Origin of the sequence: Robertmurraya korlensis NBRC 107688 (genome assembly GCF_001591645.1) — a bacterium.
GTDB lineage: Bacteria > Bacillota > Bacilli > Bacillales > Cytobacillaceae > Robertmurraya_A.
Genome location: NZ_BCVH01000017.1, coordinates 55,981 through 76,163, shown reverse-complemented (window position 1 = coordinate 76,163; position 20,183 = coordinate 55,981). Strand labels below are relative to the sequence as shown.

The 20,183-nt window shown below is 37.7% G+C and carries 22 protein-coding genes and 1 riboswitch; of the genes, 10 read left to right on the top strand and 12 right to left on the bottom strand.

Annotation, left to right across the window (positions count from 1 at the left end; translation table 11 throughout):
* Window positions 1–6: 6 nt before the first annotated feature.
* The gene (locus tag BKO01S_RS18325; RefSeq protein ID WP_066057595.1) at window positions 7–1,368 is read right to left on the bottom strand and encodes a cytochrome ubiquinol oxidase subunit I; all 1,362 of its coding nucleotides are present in this window, start codon (window positions 1,366–1,368) and stop codon (window positions 7–9) included.
* A gap of 168 nt (window positions 1,369–1,536) precedes the next feature.
* Window positions 1,537–2,550, bottom strand: coding sequence for a metal ABC transporter solute-binding protein, Zn/Mn family (locus BKO01S_RS18320; protein ID WP_066057593.1), 1,014 nt, complete (start codon window positions 2,548–2,550; stop codon window positions 1,537–1,539).
* A gap of 218 nt (window positions 2,551–2,768) precedes the next feature.
* On the opposite strand from BKO01S_RS18320, the gene BKO01S_RS18315 reads away from it, so the two are divergent.
* Complete coding sequence (locus tag BKO01S_RS18315) at window positions 2,769–3,335, top strand: beta-class carbonic anhydrase (protein ID WP_066057590.1); 567 nt, start codon at window positions 2,769–2,771, stop codon at window positions 3,333–3,335.
* Here the strand turns inward: BKO01S_RS18315 and yidD are convergent.
* Entirely contained in the window at window positions 3,332–3,565 is a 234-nt protein-coding gene (yidD, locus tag BKO01S_RS18310) for a membrane protein insertion efficiency factor YidD (RefSeq protein ID WP_066057587.1), read from the bottom strand. The two genes, BKO01S_RS18315 and yidD, sit on opposite strands and share 4 nt — an antisense overlap.
* A 148-nt stretch (window positions 3,566–3,713) precedes the next feature.
* Here yidD and BKO01S_RS18305 point away from each other — a divergent pair, with 148 nt between their 5' ends.
* Entirely contained in the window at window positions 3,714–4,187 is a 474-nt protein-coding gene (locus tag BKO01S_RS18305) for an S-ribosylhomocysteine lyase (protein ID WP_066057584.1), read from the top strand.
* A gap of 31 nt (window positions 4,188–4,218) precedes the next feature.
* Here BKO01S_RS18305 and cls read toward each other — a convergent pair whose 3' ends face one another.
* Together cls and ytzI are read right to left on the bottom strand one after the other, a co-directional pair.
* Entirely contained in the window at window positions 4,219–5,667 is a 1,449-nt protein-coding gene (gene cls / locus BKO01S_RS18300; RefSeq protein WP_066057658.1) for a cardiolipin synthase, read from the bottom strand.
* Between the two features lie 10 nt (window positions 5,668–5,677).
* A complete protein-coding gene (ytzI, locus tag BKO01S_RS24030; protein WP_084362141.1) occupies window positions 5,678–5,836 on the bottom strand; it encodes a YtzI protein in 159 nt (52 codons plus the stop codon).
* Between the two features lie 147 nt (window positions 5,837–5,983).
* Between ytzI and BKO01S_RS18295 the strand changes: the two genes are divergently transcribed.
* Window positions 5,984–6,430 carry a Dps family protein gene (locus BKO01S_RS18295; protein ID WP_066057581.1) on the top strand — a complete coding sequence of 149 codons (447 nt, stop codon included), beginning with the start codon at window positions 5,984–5,986 and terminating at the stop codon, window positions 6,428–6,430.
* Window positions 6,431–6,603: 173 nt separating this feature from the next.
* A complete protein-coding gene (locus BKO01S_RS18290; RefSeq protein WP_232311276.1) occupies window positions 6,604–7,605 on the top strand; it encodes a methyl-accepting chemotaxis protein in 1,002 nt (333 codons plus the stop codon).
* A gap of 68 nt (window positions 7,606–7,673) precedes the next feature.
* Here the strand turns inward: BKO01S_RS18290 and BKO01S_RS18285 are convergent, their stop codons facing one another.
* Entirely contained in the window at window positions 7,674–7,931 is a 258-nt protein-coding gene (locus BKO01S_RS18285; RefSeq protein ID WP_066057578.1) for a DUF6154 family protein, read from the bottom strand.
* Window positions 7,932–8,096: 165 nt separating this feature from the next.
* On the opposite strand from BKO01S_RS18285, the gene BKO01S_RS18280 reads away from it, so the two are divergent.
* Window positions 8,097–8,426: a hydrolase gene (locus BKO01S_RS18280; protein ID WP_066057575.1), complete on the top strand. Its 330-nt coding sequence runs from the start codon at window positions 8,097–8,099 to the stop codon at window positions 8,424–8,426.
* Window positions 8,427–8,448: 22 nt separating this feature from the next.
* Here the strand turns inward: BKO01S_RS18280 and BKO01S_RS18275 are convergent, their stop codons facing one another.
* Window positions 8,449–9,303, bottom strand: a complete 855-nt coding sequence (locus tag BKO01S_RS18275; RefSeq protein ID WP_066057574.1) for a DUF6612 family protein — start codon at window positions 9,301–9,303, stop codon at window positions 8,449–8,451.
* A gap of 98 nt (window positions 9,304–9,401) precedes the next feature.
* Here BKO01S_RS18275 and ytkD point away from each other — a divergent pair, with 98 nt between their 5' ends.
* The gene (ytkD, locus tag BKO01S_RS18270) at window positions 9,402–9,872 is read left to right on the top strand and encodes an RNA deprotection pyrophosphohydrolase (RefSeq protein ID WP_066057572.1); all 471 of its coding nucleotides are present in this window, start codon (window positions 9,402–9,404) and stop codon (window positions 9,870–9,872) included.
* Window positions 9,873–9,901: 29 nt separating this feature from the next.
* Here the strand turns inward: ytkD and BKO01S_RS18265 are convergent, their stop codons facing one another.
* Genes BKO01S_RS18265 through BKO01S_RS18255 form a run of 3 tightly spaced genes read right to left on the bottom strand, consistent with a single transcriptional unit; the run spans window position 9,902 to window position 12,487 of the window.
* Window positions 9,902–10,708: an ABC transporter permease gene (locus tag BKO01S_RS18265; RefSeq protein ID WP_066057569.1), complete on the bottom strand. Its 807-nt coding sequence runs from the start codon at window positions 10,706–10,708 to the stop codon at window positions 9,902–9,904.
* Window positions 10,701–11,465: an ABC transporter ATP-binding protein gene (locus tag BKO01S_RS18260; RefSeq protein WP_066057567.1), complete on the bottom strand. Its 765-nt coding sequence runs from the start codon at window positions 11,463–11,465 to the stop codon at window positions 10,701–10,703. The genes BKO01S_RS18265 and BKO01S_RS18260 overlap by 8 nt, the downstream gene beginning before the upstream one ends.
* Window positions 11,466–11,491: 26 nt before the next feature.
* Window positions 11,492–12,487, bottom strand: coding sequence for an ABC transporter substrate-binding protein (locus BKO01S_RS18255; RefSeq protein ID WP_066057564.1), 996 nt, complete (start codon window positions 12,485–12,487; stop codon window positions 11,492–11,494).
* Window positions 12,488–12,619: 132 nt separating this feature from the next.
* On the opposite strand from BKO01S_RS18255, the gene BKO01S_RS18250 reads away from it, so the two are divergent.
* Window positions 12,620–13,396 (top strand): alpha/beta hydrolase family protein, encoded by a 777-nt coding sequence (locus tag BKO01S_RS18250; protein ID WP_066057560.1) that lies wholly within the window; start codon window positions 12,620–12,622, stop codon window positions 13,394–13,396.
* A 36-nt stretch (window positions 13,397–13,432) separates the two neighbouring features.
* Window positions 13,433–13,675: a DUF2584 domain-containing protein gene (locus tag BKO01S_RS18245; RefSeq protein ID WP_066057556.1), complete on the top strand. Its 243-nt coding sequence runs from the start codon at window positions 13,433–13,435 to the stop codon at window positions 13,673–13,675.
* Window positions 13,676–13,712: 37 nt separating this feature from the next.
* Here the strand turns inward: BKO01S_RS18245 and pckA are convergent, their stop codons facing one another.
* Window positions 13,713–15,299, bottom strand: coding sequence for a phosphoenolpyruvate carboxykinase (ATP) (gene pckA, locus BKO01S_RS18240; RefSeq protein WP_066057553.1), 1,587 nt, complete (start codon window positions 15,297–15,299; stop codon window positions 13,713–13,715).
* Between the two features lie 311 nt (window positions 15,300–15,610).
* Window positions 15,611–15,749: riboswitch (SAM riboswitch) on the top strand.
* Window positions 15,750–15,976: 227 nt separating this feature from the next.
* Here pckA and metK point away from each other — a divergent pair.
* Both metK and asnB read left to right on the top strand, forming a co-directional pair.
* Window positions 15,977–17,179, top strand: a complete 1,203-nt coding sequence (metK, locus tag BKO01S_RS18235; protein ID WP_066057550.1) for a methionine adenosyltransferase — start codon at window positions 15,977–15,979, stop codon at window positions 17,177–17,179.
* A gap of 238 nt (window positions 17,180–17,417) precedes the next feature.
* Window positions 17,418–19,313 (top strand): asparagine synthase (glutamine-hydrolyzing), encoded by a 1,896-nt coding sequence (asnB, locus tag BKO01S_RS18230; protein ID WP_066057547.1) that lies wholly within the window; start codon window positions 17,418–17,420, stop codon window positions 19,311–19,313.
* Here asnB and BKO01S_RS18225 read toward each other — a convergent pair whose 3' ends face one another.
* The gene (locus BKO01S_RS18225; RefSeq protein WP_066057544.1) at window positions 19,314–20,180 is read right to left on the bottom strand and encodes a C39 family peptidase; all 867 of its coding nucleotides are present in this window, start codon (window positions 20,178–20,180) and stop codon (window positions 19,314–19,316) included.
* Between the last annotated feature and the right edge of the window lie 3 nt (window positions 20,181–20,183).

The following is a 20,183-nucleotide window of genomic DNA, read 5'->3' as shown; positions in this document are numbered from 1 at the left end:
GCCTTGTTACGTATTGGATCCATAAAGTGGGACACCTTTTTGTTCTGCTCGATGTAAATCATCAGCAACCGTGTTCTTTCTAAAATAATAGAGAAGCACGAATACTACTGATACTCCTAGGATTACGTATACCGCCGTAAAAGCTAGGAACAAGACGCCTAAATTTGTTGCAGTTGTCGCCGAGTCTGCTGTTGACAGGACACGGTAGATTGTCCAGGGTTGTCTACCTGTACAAGCAAAAATCCATCCAAACTCAATCGCAAGTACTGCTAAAGGGCCTGATGCGATAAAAGTCGAGAGAATCCAACGAGGATATCTGTCTCTTTTTAAAAATTTAATCCAAAGTAAAGCAAGTAGTGGCAACAATATTAATAAAGATCCGATACCCACCATTCCGTTAAATAGGGTGTGAACAAACAGGGGAGGCCATTCTTCTTCGGGCCATTCTTTTAGTCCCTTAACGACCGTATCAAAGCTATTTCCTGCTAAAAAGCTAAGAGCCCAAGGAATATGAATCGCATACTTAACTTCCTCCGTTTCACGATCAGTGAATCCTCCAATCACGAGTGGGGCATGCGACTGAGTTTCAAATAATCCTTCTGCTGCCGCAAGCTTTTCAGGCTGATATTCATGCAAGTATTGAGCAGATTCATGTCCGTTTATGGCAGTTAATAAAGAAAATATTCCTCCAACAATCAGACTAAGTGTTAATGCCTTTTTGTGAAAATGGTAGATGCGTGTATTAAATTCCGTGCGCCATAGTTTATAGGCTGATACGGATGCAATAACAAATGCACCTGTTGTATAAGCTGATAAGGCTACATGTGTGGCTGTGACAATAAAGCTAGGGTTAAAAAATGCTGCCCATGGATCAACATCGGTTATGATGCCGTTTTCGATTCTAAATCCAGTTGGTGTTCCTTCCCAGGCATGAACATTTGTTATGAGTACTGCAGACGCTAATGCACCAATCGCTACAAGTACTAGGCTTGTGATTCTAGCCCAAGGAGGAATGCGCTCAGCCGCATATACGTATATGGACATAAATAGCGCTTCAATAAAGAAGGCATATATTTCAATTTGGAAGGGAAGGGCCATTACTACACCAATTACTTCCATAAAGCCAGGCCATAACAGAGATAGCTGGACTCCAGCGATGGTACCAGTAGGTATTCCCACACCTAGAAGTACGGCAAAGGCTTTTGTCCACCGCTTGGCCATCACTACATATTCTTGGTCTTTAGTTTTTTGGTAGATGAGCTCAGCGGTGAGCATCATAAAAGGCAAGCCAACACCGATTGTTGCAAAAATAATATGAAAACCCATTGTTGTTCCAAATAACGAGCGTGCAATTAGCAAATCATCCATTCAGATCTCCCTTTCAATATACTCACCAAGTTATTCTTTTCTAATTAAAAATAAATATGTAATCTTTACCTATTTTTACAATTTCCTTTTTAAAATATAGCGACAAGGGGATCGTTTGTAGAAATCAAAAAAGCCCCCTCAAGAATTTGAGAGAGCTAAGTTTTGTTTTTATTCATTTAAAGCTGTTTGCAATGCTTTTAGATTATCTTTCATGATGGTAAAATAAGTACGCTCTTCATTTACATCTTCGTCTGTTAGGGTCGAAAGATTATGGAGGGTTAATGGGTCGGCTCCAATTTCCTTTTGGACAATCTCAGTTAGTTTTGAGCTTACGTTTTGCTCGAAGAAAATATAATGCAGATCATGTTCTTCTGCTTCAGCGATGATTGTTTCGAGCTCCTTTTGAGTAGGCTCATTGGTAGAAGTTAATCCAGCCACGCTGATTTGCTCAAGACCATAACGCTCCGCCCAGTAACCAAATGCGGCATGGGATACTAGGAATTCCTTGTGTTTAGCTGCGGTAGTCACTTCTGTGAACTCTTTATTTAATTGTTGTAATTCTTGCTCTAATGCTACGAAGTTTTCTTCGATTTGCTCTTTATGATCTGGTAGTTTTTCAACAAGGTGTTCTTTAATTTCTTCTGCTAAGTTAATAGAATAAATAGGGTCAAGCCATACATGAGGGTCTACATCACCATGGTTATGTCCATCTTCTTCTTCGTGAGCATGATCTTCACTAGATTCTTCTTCATGAGCATGATCTTCGCTAGTTTCTTCTTCATGGGCATGTTCTTCACCAGTCTCTCCCGCATGCTCTTCAAATGTGATATGTTCAGCAGTTCCGACTAATGTTACATTTTCATTCTTTAATGCTTTTTCGGCCTTTGAAACAAACCCCTCTAATCCTAGACCAACATAAAAGAAAAGGTCAGAATCTGCAAGGTCAATCATATCTTTTTGAGATGGCTCATAAGAGTGCTCATCTGCCCCATTGGGATAGATTGATTTTACCTCTACTAAATCTCCACCAATACGTTCGGTGAAGTACTGTAATGGATAAACAGTTGTGTAGATTGATAGTTTATCATTTTCTTGACTGGTTTCCGCTGATTTCCCCTGACAACCTCCAAGAAATGTAGCAATGAGTAGTATAACAATTAATGCTGTGTATTTACGAAACATACTTAGTCTCCTCTCAAATGTAGATAAAACGTAATTATTTCGATTTAAAGCGTATGAGAATATATATGATTTTGTATTTTAATAGATAATACGAAACGGTTACGATTTACATTAGTTATCTTACCTAATAGTAGAGATTTATGCAACCATAAAAATTGTCTAGTTTTGCAATTATCTTGTATGATAGTCATATGTATAAAAATAAAGGGGGTAACAGAATGAGGCTGTTAGATGAAATTTTACGTTATAATCAGAAGTTTGTGGCAGAAAAACGGTATGAGGAATTTACAACTACAAAATTTCCGAACAAAAGGCTGGTAATCTTAACCTGTATGGACACAAGATTACTAGAGCTGTTACCAAAATCAATGAACGTGTCAAATGGGGATGTAAAGATTGTAAAAAATGCTGGTGCACTTGTCATGCATCCATTTGGAAGTATTATGAGAAGTTTACTTGTAGCTGTATATCAATTACAGGCAGATGAGATTCTAGTTGTTGGTCATTATGACTGTGGAATGAGTGGCATGAAGGCTGATGTCGTAATTGAAAGCATGAAAGATCGGGGAATTACCCAAGAGACACTTGATATGCTGAATTATTCTGGTATTAACGTCTCTGAATGGATGCATGGTTTTGATAATGTGTCTGATAGCGTAAAGCACAGTGTTGACATGATTAAGAAACATCCTTTACTTCCAAAAGGAGTTCCTGTACATGGTCTTGTTATTGACCCTGAAACGGGTAGACTGGATGCCGTTGAAAATGGATATGAAAACATCTAGTTTCCTTTTTCCTTTTTCTCGGGAACATAATCAAATCCGCCTGGATGAAAAGGATGACATTTTAATAATCGCTTAATCGTTAAGTAGCCACCTTTTATCGGTCCAAACTTTTCGATTGCTTCCAGACCATAATGAGAGCAGGTTGGATAGAAGCGACAGCTTGGTGGTTTAAGGGGAGATAGTGCAACTTGATAGAACCGGATAAAGGCAATCATCACCTTTTTCAACATGAAAAATCTCTCTCTTTCGTATCCAAGATACGACCAACATACCATAGATAGAAAAAATAGTCTAAAAAATGGAATGCGATTATGTGAGATAATGCGTAATAATTGTTGTATACTGATAAAAGAACTTGAATGTATAGGAGTGGAAAATATGCCTTCTGTAGAAAGCTTTGAATTAGATCATAATGCAGTCAAAGCCCCTTATGTAAGACATTGTGGAGTACATAAAGTGGGAAGTGATGGGGTTGTTAATAAATTTGATATTCGATTCTGTCAGCCCAATAAGCAAGCGATGAAGCCAGATGTGATTCATACACTGGAGCACTTATTAGCCTTTAATCTTCGTGAGCATGCTGAAAAATACAGCCATTTTGATATTATTGATATTTCTCCAATGGGATGTCAAACAGGTTATTACCTAGTCGTCAGTGGTGAGCCTTCTGTAGAAGAGATTATTGATCTATTAGAGGATACAATGAAATCAGCAGTGGAGATCGTTGAGATTCCAGCAGCCAATGAAACACAATGTGGTCAAGCGAAGCTTCACGATCTTGAGGGAGCCAAACGATTAATGCGTTTTTGGCTTGAACAATCGAAGGAAGATTTAAAACAAGTATTTGCGTAATCGAAAGCCGAGCCATTTTGCTCGGCCTTTCTTATAATATGGGAGACAAGAGCCTTGAGACAGATTCCTTCAGACGAATTTTTACAGATCTTGTCATATAACTTTCAAGAGTTAACTCAGTTGAGGACTTCATATCATGGGAAAATTGGTCCGTTAATTCTTTGGAAAACTCTTTATTATAAATAAATGCATTTACTTCAAAATTAAGACGGAAGCTTCGAACATCAATATTAGCTGTCCCAACAGAAGCTATTTCATTATCCACGACAATGGATTTCGAATGAATAAACCCTTTTTCATAGATATAGATTTTTGCACCAGCCTTTAGCATTTCTCCAATATAAAAATAGGTAGCCCAATAAACAAACATATGATCGGGCTTATTTGGGATCATAATTTTTACATCCACTCCGCATAAGGAAGCAATTTTTAGTGCATCTAAAAGACTAGAATCAGGGATAAAGTAAGGTGTCTGAATGACGATGGTTTCTTTTGCTAAAGAAATCATTTTTATATAACCGTTTTTTATTTGTTCCCACTCAGAATCAGGTCCGCTAGTTACAATTTGAAGACCCACGCTCCCACTATTTCTTGGTTGTTGAAAGTAGCGAGGGGAATAGTTAATATCGTGACGGTAAGAAGCTTGGTTCCAGTCAAGAATAAACCTAGTTTGAATAGGGTGGACTGCTTGGCCAACAATCCGGATATGGGTATCACGCCAATATCCAAACCTTTTATTTAATCCTAAATACTCATCTCCCACATTAAATCCACCAACATATCCGATGTCCCCATCAATAATAGCGAGCTTACGATGATTCCGATAATTTAATCGTAAATTAATTAAGGGAAGTTTTGAAGGAAAAAAGGCCTCTACCTCTCCGCCAGCTTGACGTAATTCCTTGAAAAAGGACTTTCTTAATGACCGAGAACCTAGTTCATCATAAAGGACTCGAACCTTTACTCCAGATCGTGCTTTTTGTGCTAATACAGTCATTAACCTTCTGCCAAGTTCGTCGTTTTTGATTATATAGTATTGCAGATGGATATGGTCTCTTGCATTCTCTATATCATGAAAGAGAGACGTGAATTTTTCTTTGCCATCTGTAAAAATTCGAATTTCATTATGTTGAGAAAACATAGCTGCATTATTGATTAAATGCATATGAATGAGGTCCTGACTCTTTTCTTCGGTAGAATTTTCGAAAGGAAAGCTTTTTTGATTTAATTGTGTCATCTGCTCTTTGATTAATGGCTCTATTCCTACTTTGTCACGATCTTCCCAATAAAACATTTTTTTTCTGCTCAAATTTTGTCCGAATAATAAATACATGATAAAGCCGAGAACAGGGATAAAGAACAGTACTAAAATCCAGGCCCAAGTGGCACTAGGATCTCTTCTTTCTAAAAAAATGACGATGATAGCAAGTAAAATGTTAAGGAAGAAAATAACCCCAACAAAAATAGAAAGTATATTCACCAAGATACCCTCACTCTTCTCTTTTTTGGTCGCTATCTGTATGTATATTTGGGTTATCCTCAAGAGAATCAACGGTGTGTTTATATGAATAGGCTTTTGAAGTAGTGACAACCGATAATAATAAGACAATACCAACGATAATGAGACAAATAATTAAAACCGTTATCATATTATTCCTCCTTTCTCCCATTCTATTTTAGCATGAGTGTTTAAGAACTTTAATTATTTGTCACTTGGACAAACGTTTTATCTTGTCCATTCTGGGTAATATAACTATGGGAGTATCGGCATAAGTGAATTTTTAGGAGGAGATCTAATGGAAAATAAGTTGCATGATGTATTGAACAGCCAAATCTCTAACTGGAGCGTATTATTTGTAAAGCTACATAATTTTCATTGGTATATTAAAGGGAAAGATTTTTTTACCCTCCATACTAAATTTGAAGAGTTTTACAACGAAGCAGCTATTCATATTGATGAATTAGCAGAAAGACTCTTATCGATCGGTGGAGAGCCAATCGCTACAATGAAGGAGTACTTAGAACAATCGAGCATCAAAGAGTCTACAGGTAGTGAAACCGCAAATGAAATGGTTCAAAGCATATCAAATGATTTCACTGTGTTAATTGAAGAGTTAAAAAGCGGAATGTCACTGGCTGAAGAGATGGACGACGAGGCAACAGGTGACATGTTCCTGGCTATTCATTCATCATTGGAAAAACATGTATGGATGTTAAAGGCTTACCTAGGTGAATCAGTTTAACTGATTAATTAATGGACAACCCTCTGAGGAGGGTTGTTTTTTTTTGTTTGAAATATTCACAATTTATTAATAATTACTATTCTCTAAATCGACAATATTTTCAAAAATGTGATATTATTTATCATATCATGTCACAAAACATAACACTAAGGGTTGGTTTGAGAGGAGAATGGATGGATATGGTCACTGCTCAAGAGAAAAATTTAAATGTATCTGTTCTGATGAATGAGTTAAAGCAGGAAAATAGTAAGATGGAAGGTGTCATGCAAAATATAAAAGACATTTCCATGAAATCGAATATATTAGCATTAAATTCAGGAATTGAAGCAGCAAGAGCGGGTGAAGCTGGACGAGCATTTTCAGTCGTTGCTAAGGAGATTAAAAAGTTTGCCCAAGATTGCCTGGATTCGAGCAAGGCAAGCGAAAATATTATTAAAAATATACAAACGAAGGCCAATAATATTATTGCTTTACGTACGGTCGATATTGCTTTTGATACCATTGATAAAATAGATCGGAATTTATTTGAAAGAAACTGTGATGTTCAAGCATGGGCAACCTTTGATGCCATTAAAGAATGTTTACTTCAGCCTACTACTGCTTCGAAAAAAACAGCAGAAGCGTTCATGAAGAACATCTATACCATTTACGAGGTGTATTTTGATTTATTTGTTGTTGATTTATCAGGAGAAATTATTGTTGCAGCACAAAACCAGAGTCAAGTCGGAAGGAATATGAGTGACCGGGAGTGGTTTCAAGAAACGGTAAAAACTAACGATGTTTACGTCACTGACATGTACTATTCCTCGGTAGTTGAGGGATATACGATGGGATATTCTAGTCCTGTTCGTAATGAGACTGGGGAAGTAATAGGTGTATTCACCACTCGATTTAACTGGGAATACATTTATGACATTATTGATCGTGTCCAAACTGATGAAAAAAGTAAGCTCTACGCTATTAATTCAGAAGGTTATGTCATAGCTTCTAAGGACCGTACTGAAATTCTAAAAACAAAACTGACTCATTTAACCGCTGTCCAGAATATTTTATCAGGAAGAGAAACCCGAGGGTACACGATAGAGGAGAATCAAATCTTCGCCTATTCCTTGACTGAAGGCTATAATGCCTATAAAGGAAAGGGTTGGTCAGTAATTGTTGCTGAATCAATTTAAAAATAAAGGAAGCTGACTAAAACTAGTCAGCTTCTTCTATGTGTTCTGGTTTCCTCTACTATGTACGGTCAGTGTAAATTTCGGTGTTGGAAGTTAGGGATATTTCGCTGGTCAAATTCTTCTTGTGCGAATTTTCCCTTTAACCCTTCAATGAGATAGACACCAACTAGATCGTACAATTCCTGCTTATTAAGATCCTTAACAATACTAAGAAGGTCTTCATAGGTCATTTCCTCTAAAAAGGCAAATGCTAGCATATCGATATCCTCTTCATCGCCTGTTAGCTTATGCTTGTAAAACTCATAAATTTCATCTACTAGCTTCACGACTTCCACCTCCCCTATTCTTATTATATAGGTATTGTTATCATTATACTTCAGCAATAGCCGTAAATATGTAAACTATTCTTTAAATTTATCAATTTAAGCCTTAGGAAAAAGAGAATAATTCATTCGCTTGTGCAAATTATAATAAAAAAGGAGTGTGTGGTCATGGATAATGGAAAAAAGACTTACTATGTTTCGATTAGTACCGGAGAAATCACACAAAGTAGAACGAGTTCTCCATGGAATTTTAAAATAGAAGCCACTGACGATGAGATTATTCAGCTTCGTGAATACTTTGATCAAAATCATTCAAATGACTGGGAAAACTTTTTCCGTGCCCATGTTCCGTATGTTCAGTATCATCATGATAGAGAAAATGATGCTTATGATTCGGTTACTGTGCAAGTGTATAATATGATTTATAATCTCGGTGACGAAGAAGCTAAAAAGCATATTGAGTCTATGGGGATATTAAACAACAAACCGCTTAGGTAAATTCAAAAGCGGTTTGTTTATTTTACATCTCCATTTCTGTTGCAGTTTCCAGAACCTCTTTTGGAATGGTAATGGTGGTTGCTTTGTTAAAGTTTTTGTATGTTCCTTTCATGTCTTGGATCATGTGTACGGTTTCACCCTCTGCAGAGATTTCCATGTCCATATACACATCCGTTTTAACGGGATAAAACGTTTCTTTATCAATATGGTAGACAAATTTTGCTTCATTGATTTTCATTGAGTCGAAAATGGCAGGATCAGCAGTAAGCTCAGCGGGCATTCCTTCCAGAGCGGCCTCTTTAATAAATTCACTAAGATTTTCCCCGGAAGCCTGAAGCGTTAAGATGTACAACTCATTATCTTGTTCAAAAGAAAAATCATTTACGTATTCCTTTAAGTTTTTTAGTTCTTCTGCTGGATTCGTCTGTTGATTAGATAGTTGTAGTAATTGGTCAGACATATCACTTGGAAACTTCATCCAAGTATTTGTGGTTGGGTCAGAAATAAACATTCCATCCTTTGAAAAGTAAGCTTCTGTTGCAAAGCTTTCAGGAGTGCTCCCTATTGTCATGTTCATTTTTTGATAAAACGCCATTGGTTCTGTAACAACGTCCATCGTAATGGTGGATTGAATCTTCATCGTTTCTTCTGGGGCTGCTGCTATCTCTTGGTTCAATTCCATGTCAATGGAGAAGCTTTGTAGTTCCTCAGATGCTTGCAATGATTTCTCAAATACTTGCTCAAGAGTTAATTCAGATTTTTTTTCCTTGCTACTACTGTCTTCTTCGTTATTCCCTGTTGGTGTGGCAGTTTGTGAGCATGCAGCAAGTAAGAATACTAGAAATAAGGTAACCAATGGTTTCATAAACTTTTTCATTTCATCCCCCCTAAATCTCATTGACATATATACGATTGGAAAAACAATTAGTTTCAGCTATTATGTAAATAAATAGAAAGTTTAAGGGTGAAGGGTTCATGGAGATATTTAGGGATCATTTGGGAGCACAGGTGTTGCTTTCCTTTGGAGAAAATAAGTTTGGTATGGCTGTACAACATGTTCTTATTCTAAGTAAATATAAAAATGGGTGGGTACTCACTAAGCATAAAGAAAGAGGACTTGAATTTCCTGGAGGAAAAGTAGAGCGTGGAGAAACCGTAGAGGAAGCAGCAAACCGGGAAGTTTTTGAAGAAACGGGTGGAGTACTAAAAAAATTAATTAAAATTGGTCATTATGAAGTTCGCAACGATCATGAGACTTTTGTTAAAGCAATTTTTTATGGAGAGGTAGAAGAGCTCGTTTGGAAGGAAAACTTCCTTGAAACGGATGGACCGGTATTTATTGATGACCCTCAACTAAGTGACCGATTTAGCAATGGGTATAGTTTTATTATGAAGGATTCTGTAGTAGAGAAAAGTTTACGGTACATACAAACACATTTTTTGTAAAAAGAGGCAAGGATGGTCCTTCGCCTCTTTTAGTTACTTTTAATTAGTTTTCTTTCTAAAAGTTCAACCAATTGGTACATAATTGTCGCAAATACCGCGATGACAAGTAAAGAAAGTAATACAAGTGTGAAATTAAATACCTGAAAACCATAGATAATCATATATCCGAGTCCTTTAGACGAAACGAGAAATTCACCAACAATAACGCCTACCCAAGAAAGACCAACATTCACCTTTAGAGTTGAAATGATTGTAGGGAAGCTTGCTGGAAGGATAGCTTCTTTGAAGCATTGAGATCTCGTTGCCCCGAAGGTTTGCAGTACCTTCAAATAGTTAGGATCGACTTCTTTAAAAGCGGTATAAACAACAATGGTCGTGATGATAATCGAGATGATTGCACCCATGGCAATAATAGACGTCATACTTGGTCCAAGTGCAACGATTAGAATTGGCCCTAATGCAACCTTTGGCATAGCATTTAAAATTACTAAATAAGGGTCAAGTACCTTTGATAGGAAAGGTGACCACCAGAGAATGGCCGCGAGAATGGTTCCAAGAAGTGTTCCTAAAATAAATCCAAGAACAGTTTCTGATAGTGTGTAACCAAGGTCCACCATTAGCGAACCATCCTGGACTTTTTTTATAAATAAAACCCATACTTTTGATGGTGCACTAAAGATTAAAGGATCAATCCATTGTTTTTTGCTGGCTATCTCCCAGCCAGAAAAGAAAACAAGAAAGATGATCAATTGGTAAAAACGGACCCATCTTTTTTGGTTGGTGAGCTGTTTAATATAATCCTTATGAAGGAGTTCCACCGTTTGCCTTTTATTCAAGGGATTCCAACTCCTTCCATATTTCCTGGAATAGCTGTGTATAATTTTCGTGATTTCTAGACTGAAATGGAGATAGGTCTCTTAATTCCTTTGGAACGTTAAAGGTTTTGTGAATTTGCCCGGGACGAGCAGAAAATAAAAAGATTCGATCGCTCATTGCGATTGCTTCTCCAATATCATGGGTAACGAGAATAGCTGTTTTTCCGAAGGTTTTTAATGTCTCGGACACTAGATCCTCGAGTCGCAGTTTTGTTTGATAATCTAGCGCTGAAAATGGTTCATCCAGCATAAGTAATTTGGGTTCCGTTACTAATGTTCTTACTAGTGCAACCCTTTGTCTCATTCCACCAGAAAGTTGCTTAGGATATTGCTTGTCGTAGCCTTTTAATCCCATTTTCTCAAGAAGAGTAAAGGCGTATTTCTTCTTAGCAGCTTCTTCAATCCCAGAAACCTTTAAGCCAAGCAATATATTTTCCTCAATGGTTTTCCAAGGAAATAAATAATCTTGCTGTAGCATATAACCGATCTTTTTTTCTGATTTGTTAACAGAACGATTCTCTAGCAGAATGGTACCTTCTGTTGCTGGAAATAATCCGGCGATGATTGAAAGAAGGGTAGTTTTTCCGCATCCACTCGGACCAAGGAAGGAGATGAATTCCCCTTCCTCGACTTCGAGTGAAATGTCGGAGAGGGCCGTTGTAGCAGAGGTTTTAGTGAAATAGGTGTGATGAATATGCTCTAGCTTTAAAAAGCTCATAGTCGGCCTCCTCGAATGTTAATGTTTTATTTCATAATTCCTTCAGCAATTTCGGTATTTACAAGAACACCGTGATCAACTCTCTCAGGTAACTCTCCGGCTTCATCCATAATATTTTGAAGGTTTTCCCACTCTTCTTCATCAAGAACTGGGTTTGTTGCATAAGAGCCCTGGCTCTTGTATCGGTCAACCACTGTCTCAATTAGGGATAAGTCTGTATCCTCGAAGTAAGGGGAAATGGCTTCAGCAATATCCTTTGCAGAATTTTCCTCTACCCATTTTTGTGCTTTGTAGATAGCTCTTGTGAATTTTTCAACGGTTTCTTTGTTTTCCGTCATATAGCTTTCTTTTGACATAAATGTGGTATATGGCACCATTCCTGACTCTGTACCGAACGAAGCGACAATATGTCCTCTTCCTTCCTTTTCAAACACACTTGCAGTTGGTTCAAATAGCTGTACAAAGTCGCCTGTTCCAGAGGCAAAAGCACTTGAAATATTGGCGAAATCAATATTTTGAATGAGATTCAGGTCATTCTGTGGGTCAATACCATGCTGTTTTAGGACGAACTCCCCAACCATTTGTGGCATACCACCCTTTCTTTGACCTAAAAAGGTAGATCCTTTCAACATTTCCCATGAAAAGTTATCAATCTTTTCACGAGATACAAGGAACGTGCCATCTGTTTGAGTGAGTTGGGCAAAGTTGATGACTGGATCATTTGCTTCTTGTGCATACACGTAAATGGATGTTTCAGAACCAACGAGGGCAACGTCAATACTGTTGGTCAAAAGTGCAGTCATTGTCTTGTCTCCGCCTGATGTAGTGGTTAGTTCAACATCTAATCCTTCTTCTTCAAAAAAACCCTTTTCTATGGCAACATATTCAGGTGCATAAAAAATGGAACGGGTTACTTCACCAATTCGTACTTTTTGGACTTCTTCCCTACTGCATGCCGCAATCGGTATAATAAGAATGACAACTAGCAACATGGAAAAGAAAATCCTAAATGACTTTTTCATTTTATGGAGAACCTCCTTTATAGATAAACTTTTTTATGTCAACGGTTTGGGCACCTAACATATCGTATGAAGTCAAAAAAAATGTGTGAATGCCTAGATGAAAAACATGTGTAAGGGAGTGTGACAGAAGGTATGTATCCTATAGATATTATTGATATAGAGAGGTTTCCTTCTCCTCATCCCGATGTGGAGTTATCGCTAGTAACGTATACCTCGGGTGAATTTAAGGTAAAAGGAATGTTAGCGGAGCCTAAAGGGATAGTGCCACTTGATGGATTTCTCTATTTAAGAGGAGGAATAAAAAGCGTAGGAAAGGTGAGGCCATCAAGGTTGGTGCAATTTGCTTGTGAAGGGTTTATTGTCTTTGCTCCATTCTACCGAGGAAATCAAGGTGGGGAAGGGAATGAAGATTTCGCTGGATATGACCGAGAAGATGCATTTGCTGGGTTTCGCATTTTACAGCAGCATTCACGAGTAAAAAGGGTACATGTATTTGGATTTTCCCGTGGTGGGGTAATGGCATTATTAACTGCCCTTGAGTTTCCAGAAACGGCCTCTGTTGTTACTTGGGGTGGAGTAAGTGATATGATTCTTACATATATGGAAAGAGAAGACCTAAGAAGGATGATGAAAAGAGTAATTGGTGGTACTCCAACTAAATATCCAGAGAGATATAAATTCCGCACCCCCTTGTATCAGATTGACCAATTAGGTTGTCCAACTTTAATCATACATGGATCGAAGGATCGGAATGTAAGTGTAGACCATGCAAGAAGATTGGAAGAAAGATTAAAGGATCTGCAAAAACCAGTCGAGAGTTGGTATTTCGAAGAGTTAACTCATTATTTTCCCCCTAGCATCAATCGGAAAGTCGTTGCAGACTTAACTCAATGGATGAAAAAACAGTGATAGTAATGATAAAATAAAGAAAAGGAGTGGAGAACAATGGGTATGCCATTAGAGCTTAATACAATGATTGTGACAAAGGGTAGAGAAAGTAGACTTGAGGAGAATTTGTTTACATTAACCAAAGAAGGATATCGTCTATATCCAATAGACATTCCCCTTGAGGTGAGAAGAACCATTGATGGGGAAGTTAGTGGTATGGCAAAGATAAAAAAAGTAATTCTTGAAGGGGAAAGGACCACAATTGAATATCAATTGATCTCCTTGCATTCATCCAATTAAAAGAGCGTAATCAGTTGATTACGCTCTTTTTTTGCTATTATAAAGTTGGACCGCCTTTTTCGATAATATGTTCGGCAACATTAGCGAATTTTTTAAAGTTATCCTTGAATTTTGTAGCTAATTCTTTGGCTTTGATTTGGTAAGAATCTTGGTCTGCCCATGTTCGATTTGGCTGAAGAACGTCATCTGGAACACCAGGGACATGAAGTGGGATCTCTAATCCAAAAATAGGATCCTTACATGTCTCTACATGGTTAAGCTCTCCTTCGAGCGCTGCCTGTACCATGGAGCGGGTAAAGGCTAGCTTCATTCTGCTTCCGACTCCATACTCACCACCAGTCCAACCGGTATTCACTAGATACACCTTGGCATTATGCTCATCAATCTTAGAACCAAGCATTTCTGCATAACGAGTTGCTTCTAACGGTAGGAAAGGAGATCCAAAGCAAGTTGAAAATGTTGCTTGTGGTGAAGTGATTCCTTGTTCTGTACCAGCAAGTTTTGATGTGTACCCGCTTAAGAAGTGATACATCGCTTGCTCCTTTGAGAGCTTAGCAATAGGAGGGAGTACCCCAAAAGCATCAGCAGTAAGGAAAATAATTGTATTAGGATGACCTGCTACACTAGGATCCACGATATTGCTAATCGATTGAATAGGATAAGCGGCACGTGTATTCTCTGTTAGTGTTCCATCATCATAATCAGCCACACGTGTTTCTGTATTCAGGACTACATTTTCTAACACAGATCCGAAGTGAATAGCGTCAAAAATTTGAGGCTCCTTTTCTCTGGAGAGGTTAATACACTTAGCGTAGCAACCTCCTTCAATATTAAAAACACCGTTTGCTGACCAGCCGTGTTCATCATCCCCAATTAATCGTCGATTAGGATCTGCAGATAAAGTAGTTTTCCCTGTTCCGGATAAGCCGAAAAACAAGGCAACATCGCCTTCAACGCCAACATTTGCTGAACAGTGCATAGATAGAATATTGTTTTCAGGTAGTAAATAGTTCATGATGGAGAAAATGGATTTCTTCATTTCACCTGCATACTCGGTGCCGCCTATTAACACGGTCTTTTTTTCAAAAGAGACAATGATAAATGTCTCAGACTTAGTACCATCAATAATAGGGTCTGCCTTAAAGTTTGGAGCAGATATAACCGTGAACTGTTCTTCATGTGCCAAAAGCTCTTCTGCTGTTGGTCGAATGAATAACTGGTGAGCAAAAAGATTATGCCAAGCAAACTCGTTGATCACCTGGATAGGTAAACGATGTTTTTTATCTGCGCCAGCAAAGCCTTTGAAAACAAATAGTTCATTTCTATCTTTCAAGTACCTTAGTACTTTATTATATAAACGATCAAAAACTTCTTGAGAGATTGGTTGGTTAACAGCTCCCCAATCAATCTTGTCCTTAGTTGAAGATTCTTCAACAATGTATTTGTCTTTTGGAGAGCGACCAGTATATTTCCCTGTTGTTGCTCGAACAGCACCAGTCGATGTTAAGACTCCCTCGTTTCTAGTGAGAACCTTTTCGACTAATTGTGGTACAGATAGTTGCACATGCACATGACCAGAGGCTAACAATTCGCTTAATTGGTTAGAAATACGGACAGAGTTCATCTGATGACTACCTACCTTTATTGGTTATTTTTTAATTAGTATAACACATTAACTTTATTAGTCTATACTATTTATAAAAATATTAGTTTGTGCAGGAAAAAACATCATAATCTACCTATTTCAACGCTTTTAGAGTCATAAAAATCCGAATTCGAGTTAATAGTCTATACTATAAAAGAAAGGAGCGAATTATATAGAAGGAAGTGTGGGATAACAGTCACTTGTTATTTGAAGAATGAATCAAATATTTTTCATAAAGATGTTGACAGTATTTGACGTGATACGGTATTATTCTACATTGAACGGATACTCTCTTATCCCGAGCTGGTGGAGGGACAGGCCCTATGAAACCCAGCAACCTGCTTTAATAATTAATTACAATAACTGTAATTAATATAAAAGAGAAGGTGCTAACCTGAGGCAAGGATTTTAGTCCTTGAACGATAAGAGCGAAAGGCGCAAATTATTTTGCTATCACCCTTTCCTCAAGCAGGGAAGGTTTTTTATTTTGCATAAAGTTTTTATTCGGTGGGTATTTTTCAAACCTTCATAATAAAAATGGCATGTTTATTTCATACTACTTAGGGAATGAGTTCCGTATCAAATGGAAGGTTTTGTTTATGTTGATATAATAAGCATACCTTTTTCTCAAAGATAAATAAATAGGAGGTCAGGAGATGTCAAAAAAACGTCGTTTATTTACATCCGAGTCAGTTACTGAAGGTCATCCGGACAAGATCAGTGACCAAATTTCAGACTCAATTCTAGATGCTATTTTAGCAAAAGACGCAAATGCTCGTGTTGCTGCGGAAACGTCAGTAACAACTGGTTTAGTATTAGTTGCTGGGGAAATTACTACCTCTACATACGTAGATATTCCTAAGATTGTTCGTGAAACAATTAAGGAAATTGGGTACACACGTGCAAAATATGGTTTCGATTCTGAAACATGTGCGGTTTTAACTTCGATTGATGAGCAATCAGCTGATATTGCAATGGGGGTTGACCAAGCACTTGAAGCACGTGAAGGATCTATGTCTGATGAAGAAATCGATGCGATTGGAGCAGGTGACCAAGGGTTAATGTTTGGTTTTGCTTGTAACGAGACAAAGGAGCTTATGCCTCTTCCGATTTCTTTAGCACATAAATTAGCACGTAGATTAACTGAAGTTCGTAAAGATGATATTCTTCCGTACCTTCGTCCTGACGGGAAAACTCAGGTTACCGTTGAATACGATGAAAATAACAAACCAGTTCGTATTGATACAATTGTTATCTCTACACAGCACCATCCTGAAGTGACGTTGGAGCAAATTCAACGTAACCTTAAAGAGTATGTTATTAACCCTGTAGTACCAGAAGAGTTAATTGATGAAAATACAAAGTATTTCATTAACCCAACTGGTCGTTTCGTTATCGGTGGACCACAAGGTGACGCTGGGTTAACAGGACGTAAGATTATTGTAGATACTTACGGTGGTTATGCTCGTCACGGTGGCGGTGCATTCTCTGGTAAGGATCCTACAAAGGTTGACCGTTCAGCTGCTTACGCTGCTCGTTATGTAGCAAAGAATCTTGTTGCTGCAGGTTTAGCAGATAAAGTGGAAGTACAGCTTGCTTATGCAATCGGTGTTGCACATCCAGTATCTATTTCTATTGATACATTTGGAACTAGTGATGTTAGTGAAGAGGTTCTTATCGAAGTGGTACGTAACAACTTCGACCTTCGTCCAGCTGGTATCATTAAAATGCTTGATTTAAGACGTCCTATTTATAAGCAAACTGCTGCTTATGGTCATTTTGGTCGTACAGATGTAGATCTTCCGTGGGAGCGTACAGATAAAGCTGAAATGCTTCGTAAGGAAGCTCTTGAAAGATAAATTAACAAGGAACAGCCGGGAGTTACAGAAATTTTGTAACTCCCGGTTTTTCTTTACGTCTATATGGGTATGGTGGTTTAGATGCATAAAGGGATGTAAACAATGGGTAGTAAGCTTGAATTTTTAGGAAATGGTTAATTTGACAGTGCGATTCTAAACCAATAGTGGTAGTATTAATAGGTATTCTTTCTAAAATGGAAGATTAAACTCGTAAGAACGGAGTAGGTGAGTTACATACATGTGTGGTTTTATTGGATGTGTTCATGACAAATCGCAAGTGTTTAGTGATGGACAAAAACAACAATTTGAGAATATGAATACTTTGATTACGCATCGCGGCCCAGATGATGATGGATATTTCTATGATTCTCATGTTCAATTTGGGTTCCGACGATTAAGTATCATTGATATAGAGAGTGGGCATCAACCCCTTCAATTTGAAAATGAAAGATACTGGATTATCTTTAACGGGGAAATTTATAATTATGTTGAGCTTCGAGAAGAGCTGTTAGCTGAAGGATTGACTTTTGCAACGAGCTCCGATACAGAAGTAATTATTGCCCTATACAGCCATTTGAAGGAGAAGGCTGTTGAGAAGCTTCGCGGAATGTTTGCCTTCGTTATTTGGGATAAGCTTGAAAAGACGCTATATGGAGCACGTGACCCATTTGGAATCAAGCCTTTCTTTTATTTTGATGACGGGGAAAAGACTTTCTTTGCTTCAGAGAAGAAGAGTATTTTGCTAGCGCTTCAGAATGATGTATTAAACTATGATTCTTTGCAACATTACTTAACGTATCAGTTTGTTCCTGAGCCTAATACAATGTCAGAAGGTATTTCAAAATTAGAACCAGGACATTACTTTACAAAGAAAATCGGATCTGAAATGGAAATTAAGCGTTACTGGAAGGCAAGTTTCCATCCTGTAAGAAAATCAGAGAATGATTTTGTTAAAGAAATAAGAGATGTTCTTTTTGATTCTGTTAAAATTCATATGAGAAGTGATGTACCAGTAGGTTCGTTCCTTTCTGGTGGAATTGACTCTTCCATTATTGCATCGATTGCAAAAGAATTTCACCCGTCAATTAAGACATTTTCTGTTGGTTTTGATCATAATGGATTTAGTGAGATTGATGTTGCTAAGGAAACAGCTGACAAGCTAGGGGTAGAAAATATAAGCTATGTCATTACTCCTGAAGAGTATATGAATGAAGTGCCAAAGATTATGTGGCATATGGACGATCCGCTTGCAGATCCAGCATGTGTACCTTTATATTTTGTGGCACGTGAAGCACGAAAGCATGTGACAGTTGTTCTATCTGGAGAAGGTGCAGATGAGCTATTTGGAGGCTACAATATTTATAGAGAGCCTCAGGATCTTGAGATATTTAATAAAATTCCTCAGGTAGGAAAAGCATTTTTACGTTTACTAGCAAAAATCATGCCAGAAGGTATGCGTGGGAAGAGCTTTATTGAACGTGGTCTGACTCCTTTAGAAGAACGCTATATCGGAAACGCAAAAATGTTTAGTGAGCTTGAAAAAAGAGATCTTCTAAATACGTATAATAAAGGGTTAGATTTTACAAATATCACGAAACCTTTATATAAAGAAAGTGAAGGCTACGACCCAGTTGACCGTATGCAGTATATCGATATTCATACGTGGATGCGTGGAGATATTTTATTAAAGGCTGACAAAATGACAATGGCTCATTCTTTAGAGCTGCGTGTCCCTTTCTTAGATAAAGCGGTATTTGATGTTGCTTCTAAAATCCCAACAAGTTTAAAGACAGCCGATGGTACGACAAAGTACGTTCTTAGAAAAGCAGCAGAGGGAATTGTACCAGAACATGTTCTTAACCGTAAAAAACTAGGCTTCCCTGTGCCAATTCGTCACTGGTTAAAGGCAGAGATGAATGAATGGGCAAAGACAATTATTAGAGAGAGCGATACAGACTATTTATTAAATAAGACGTATGTGCTTCAGTTGCTAGAGGATCACTGCCAAGGAAAAGCTGATAATAGCAGGAAAATTTGGACCGTGCTTATGTTTATGGTATGGCATCAAATATATGTAGAAAAAAAGTATTCCTTCGAGAAGGAATACTTAGCGGAAAAAGTGTTACAAAGCTAATTAACGAGGAAGGTAGGTGATTGCCTGACTTCCCATTTGCACCCAGGATTGTTCAAAATCCATAATGGGTGCTTTTTTATTTTTTTCACCTGTTAATGGGTCATTAAAGTACACATAATCCTTATCAAAGCCCGTTAATAAAACAGAGTGTTCTTTGTAGGTAATCTCAATGACACCACTGGGAGTGTGCCATGTCACAAATTGATTGGAAGGCAGCTCTTTAAATGATGTGTTGGTAATCACCCAGACAGGGCGTTTGTCAGAAAGGTGGATTTTTAATTCATTAAATGGTGTTCCAGTTAAGTCTTTTATTTGTCCAGGTAAATATTTTTCAGCCAGTTCTTTAATGGGTTTATGGTAGACACCTAAACCAGGTTGTTCTTTTGTATACATGCTCCCAACAAATCCGTTATTAGGGTGACCAAAGTGAATTTTACCATCAGTGACCTTGTATGGTGTAGTGTCTTTTCTAATATCTGTTGCAAGTGTCATTTTATCTACTGAAACATTTGCGTATTGTAATAGCATTGCCAAGCTCGTTACTTCACACCCTCGAGGAAGCTCAGGGAGTTGATTAATCACTGGTGCATCTAAGAGGACTGTTTGTTCTAGCGGAATAATCGTTAGGTCAAAACTATCCTCAATGAAAGTGTTTGTCGACCTTAAAGGGGCTTGCGCCCAGGTCTTCATTCGACCAACAGCCTCAGCGATATGAGTTGTTTGTGTCATAAAAATAATTAATAAACCTAACAGTACTATTGCAATAATAGAAAAAGATGTTTTGAGAGAAACGGTCTTTTTTATTAGACTTGTAAAAACAAATAGAAGGATGATTAATACCCCTATTAATATGAATAATGTAGTCATATG

Bases quoted from the DNA above. Each gene is read 5' to 3' on its own strand.
- BKO01S_RS18325 (WP_066057595.1), bottom strand. From the start codon at position 1,368: ATGGATGATTTGCTAATTGCACGCTCGTTATTTGGAACAACAATGGGT.
- BKO01S_RS18320 (WP_066057593.1), bottom strand. From the start codon at position 2,550: ATGTTTCGTAAATACACAGCATTAATTGTTATACTACTCATTGCTACA.
- BKO01S_RS18315 (WP_066057590.1), top strand. From the start codon at position 2,769: ATGAGGCTGTTAGATGAAATTTTACGTTATAATCAGAAGTTTGTGGCA.
- yidD (WP_066057587.1), bottom strand. From the start codon at position 3,565: ATGTTGAAAAAGGTGATGATTGCCTTTATCCGGTTCTATCAAGTTGCA.
- BKO01S_RS18305 (WP_066057584.1), top strand. From the start codon at position 3,714: ATGCCTTCTGTAGAAAGCTTTGAATTAGATCATAATGCAGTCAAAGCC.
- ytzI (WP_084362141.1), bottom strand. From the start codon at position 5,836: ATGATAACGGTTTTAATTATTTGTCTCATTATCGTTGGTATTGTCTTA.
- BKO01S_RS18295 (WP_066057581.1), top strand. From the start codon at position 5,984: ATGGAAAATAAGTTGCATGATGTATTGAACAGCCAAATCTCTAACTGG.
- BKO01S_RS18290 (WP_232311276.1), top strand. From the start codon at position 6,604: ATGGATATGGTCACTGCTCAAGAGAAAAATTTAAATGTATCTGTTCTG.
- BKO01S_RS18280 (WP_066057575.1), top strand. From the start codon at position 8,097: ATGGATAATGGAAAAAAGACTTACTATGTTTCGATTAGTACCGGAGAA.
- BKO01S_RS18275 (WP_066057574.1), bottom strand. From the start codon at position 9,303: ATGAAAAAGTTTATGAAACCATTGGTTACCTTATTTCTAGTATTCTTA.
- ytkD (WP_066057572.1), top strand. From the start codon at position 9,402: ATGGAGATATTTAGGGATCATTTGGGAGCACAGGTGTTGCTTTCCTTT.
- BKO01S_RS18260 (WP_066057567.1), bottom strand. From the start codon at position 11,465: ATGAGCTTTTTAAAGCTAGAGCATATTCATCACACCTATTTCACTAAA.
- BKO01S_RS18255 (WP_066057564.1), bottom strand. From the start codon at position 12,487: ATGAAAAAGTCATTTAGGATTTTCTTTTCCATGTTGCTAGTTGTCATT.
- BKO01S_RS18250 (WP_066057560.1), top strand. From the start codon at position 12,620: ATGTATCCTATAGATATTATTGATATAGAGAGGTTTCCTTCTCCTCAT.
- BKO01S_RS18245 (WP_066057556.1), top strand. From the start codon at position 13,433: ATGGGTATGCCATTAGAGCTTAATACAATGATTGTGACAAAGGGTAGA.
- pckA (WP_066057553.1), bottom strand. From the start codon at position 15,299: ATGAACTCTGTCCGTATTTCTAACCAATTAAGCGAATTGTTAGCCTCT.
- metK (WP_066057550.1), top strand. From the start codon at position 15,977: ATGTCAAAAAAACGTCGTTTATTTACATCCGAGTCAGTTACTGAAGGT.
- asnB (WP_066057547.1), top strand. From the start codon at position 17,418: ATGTGTGGTTTTATTGGATGTGTTCATGACAAATCGCAAGTGTTTAGT.
- BKO01S_RS18225 (WP_066057544.1), bottom strand. From the start codon at position 20,180: ATGACTACATTATTCATATTAATAGGGGTATTAATCATCCTTCTATTT.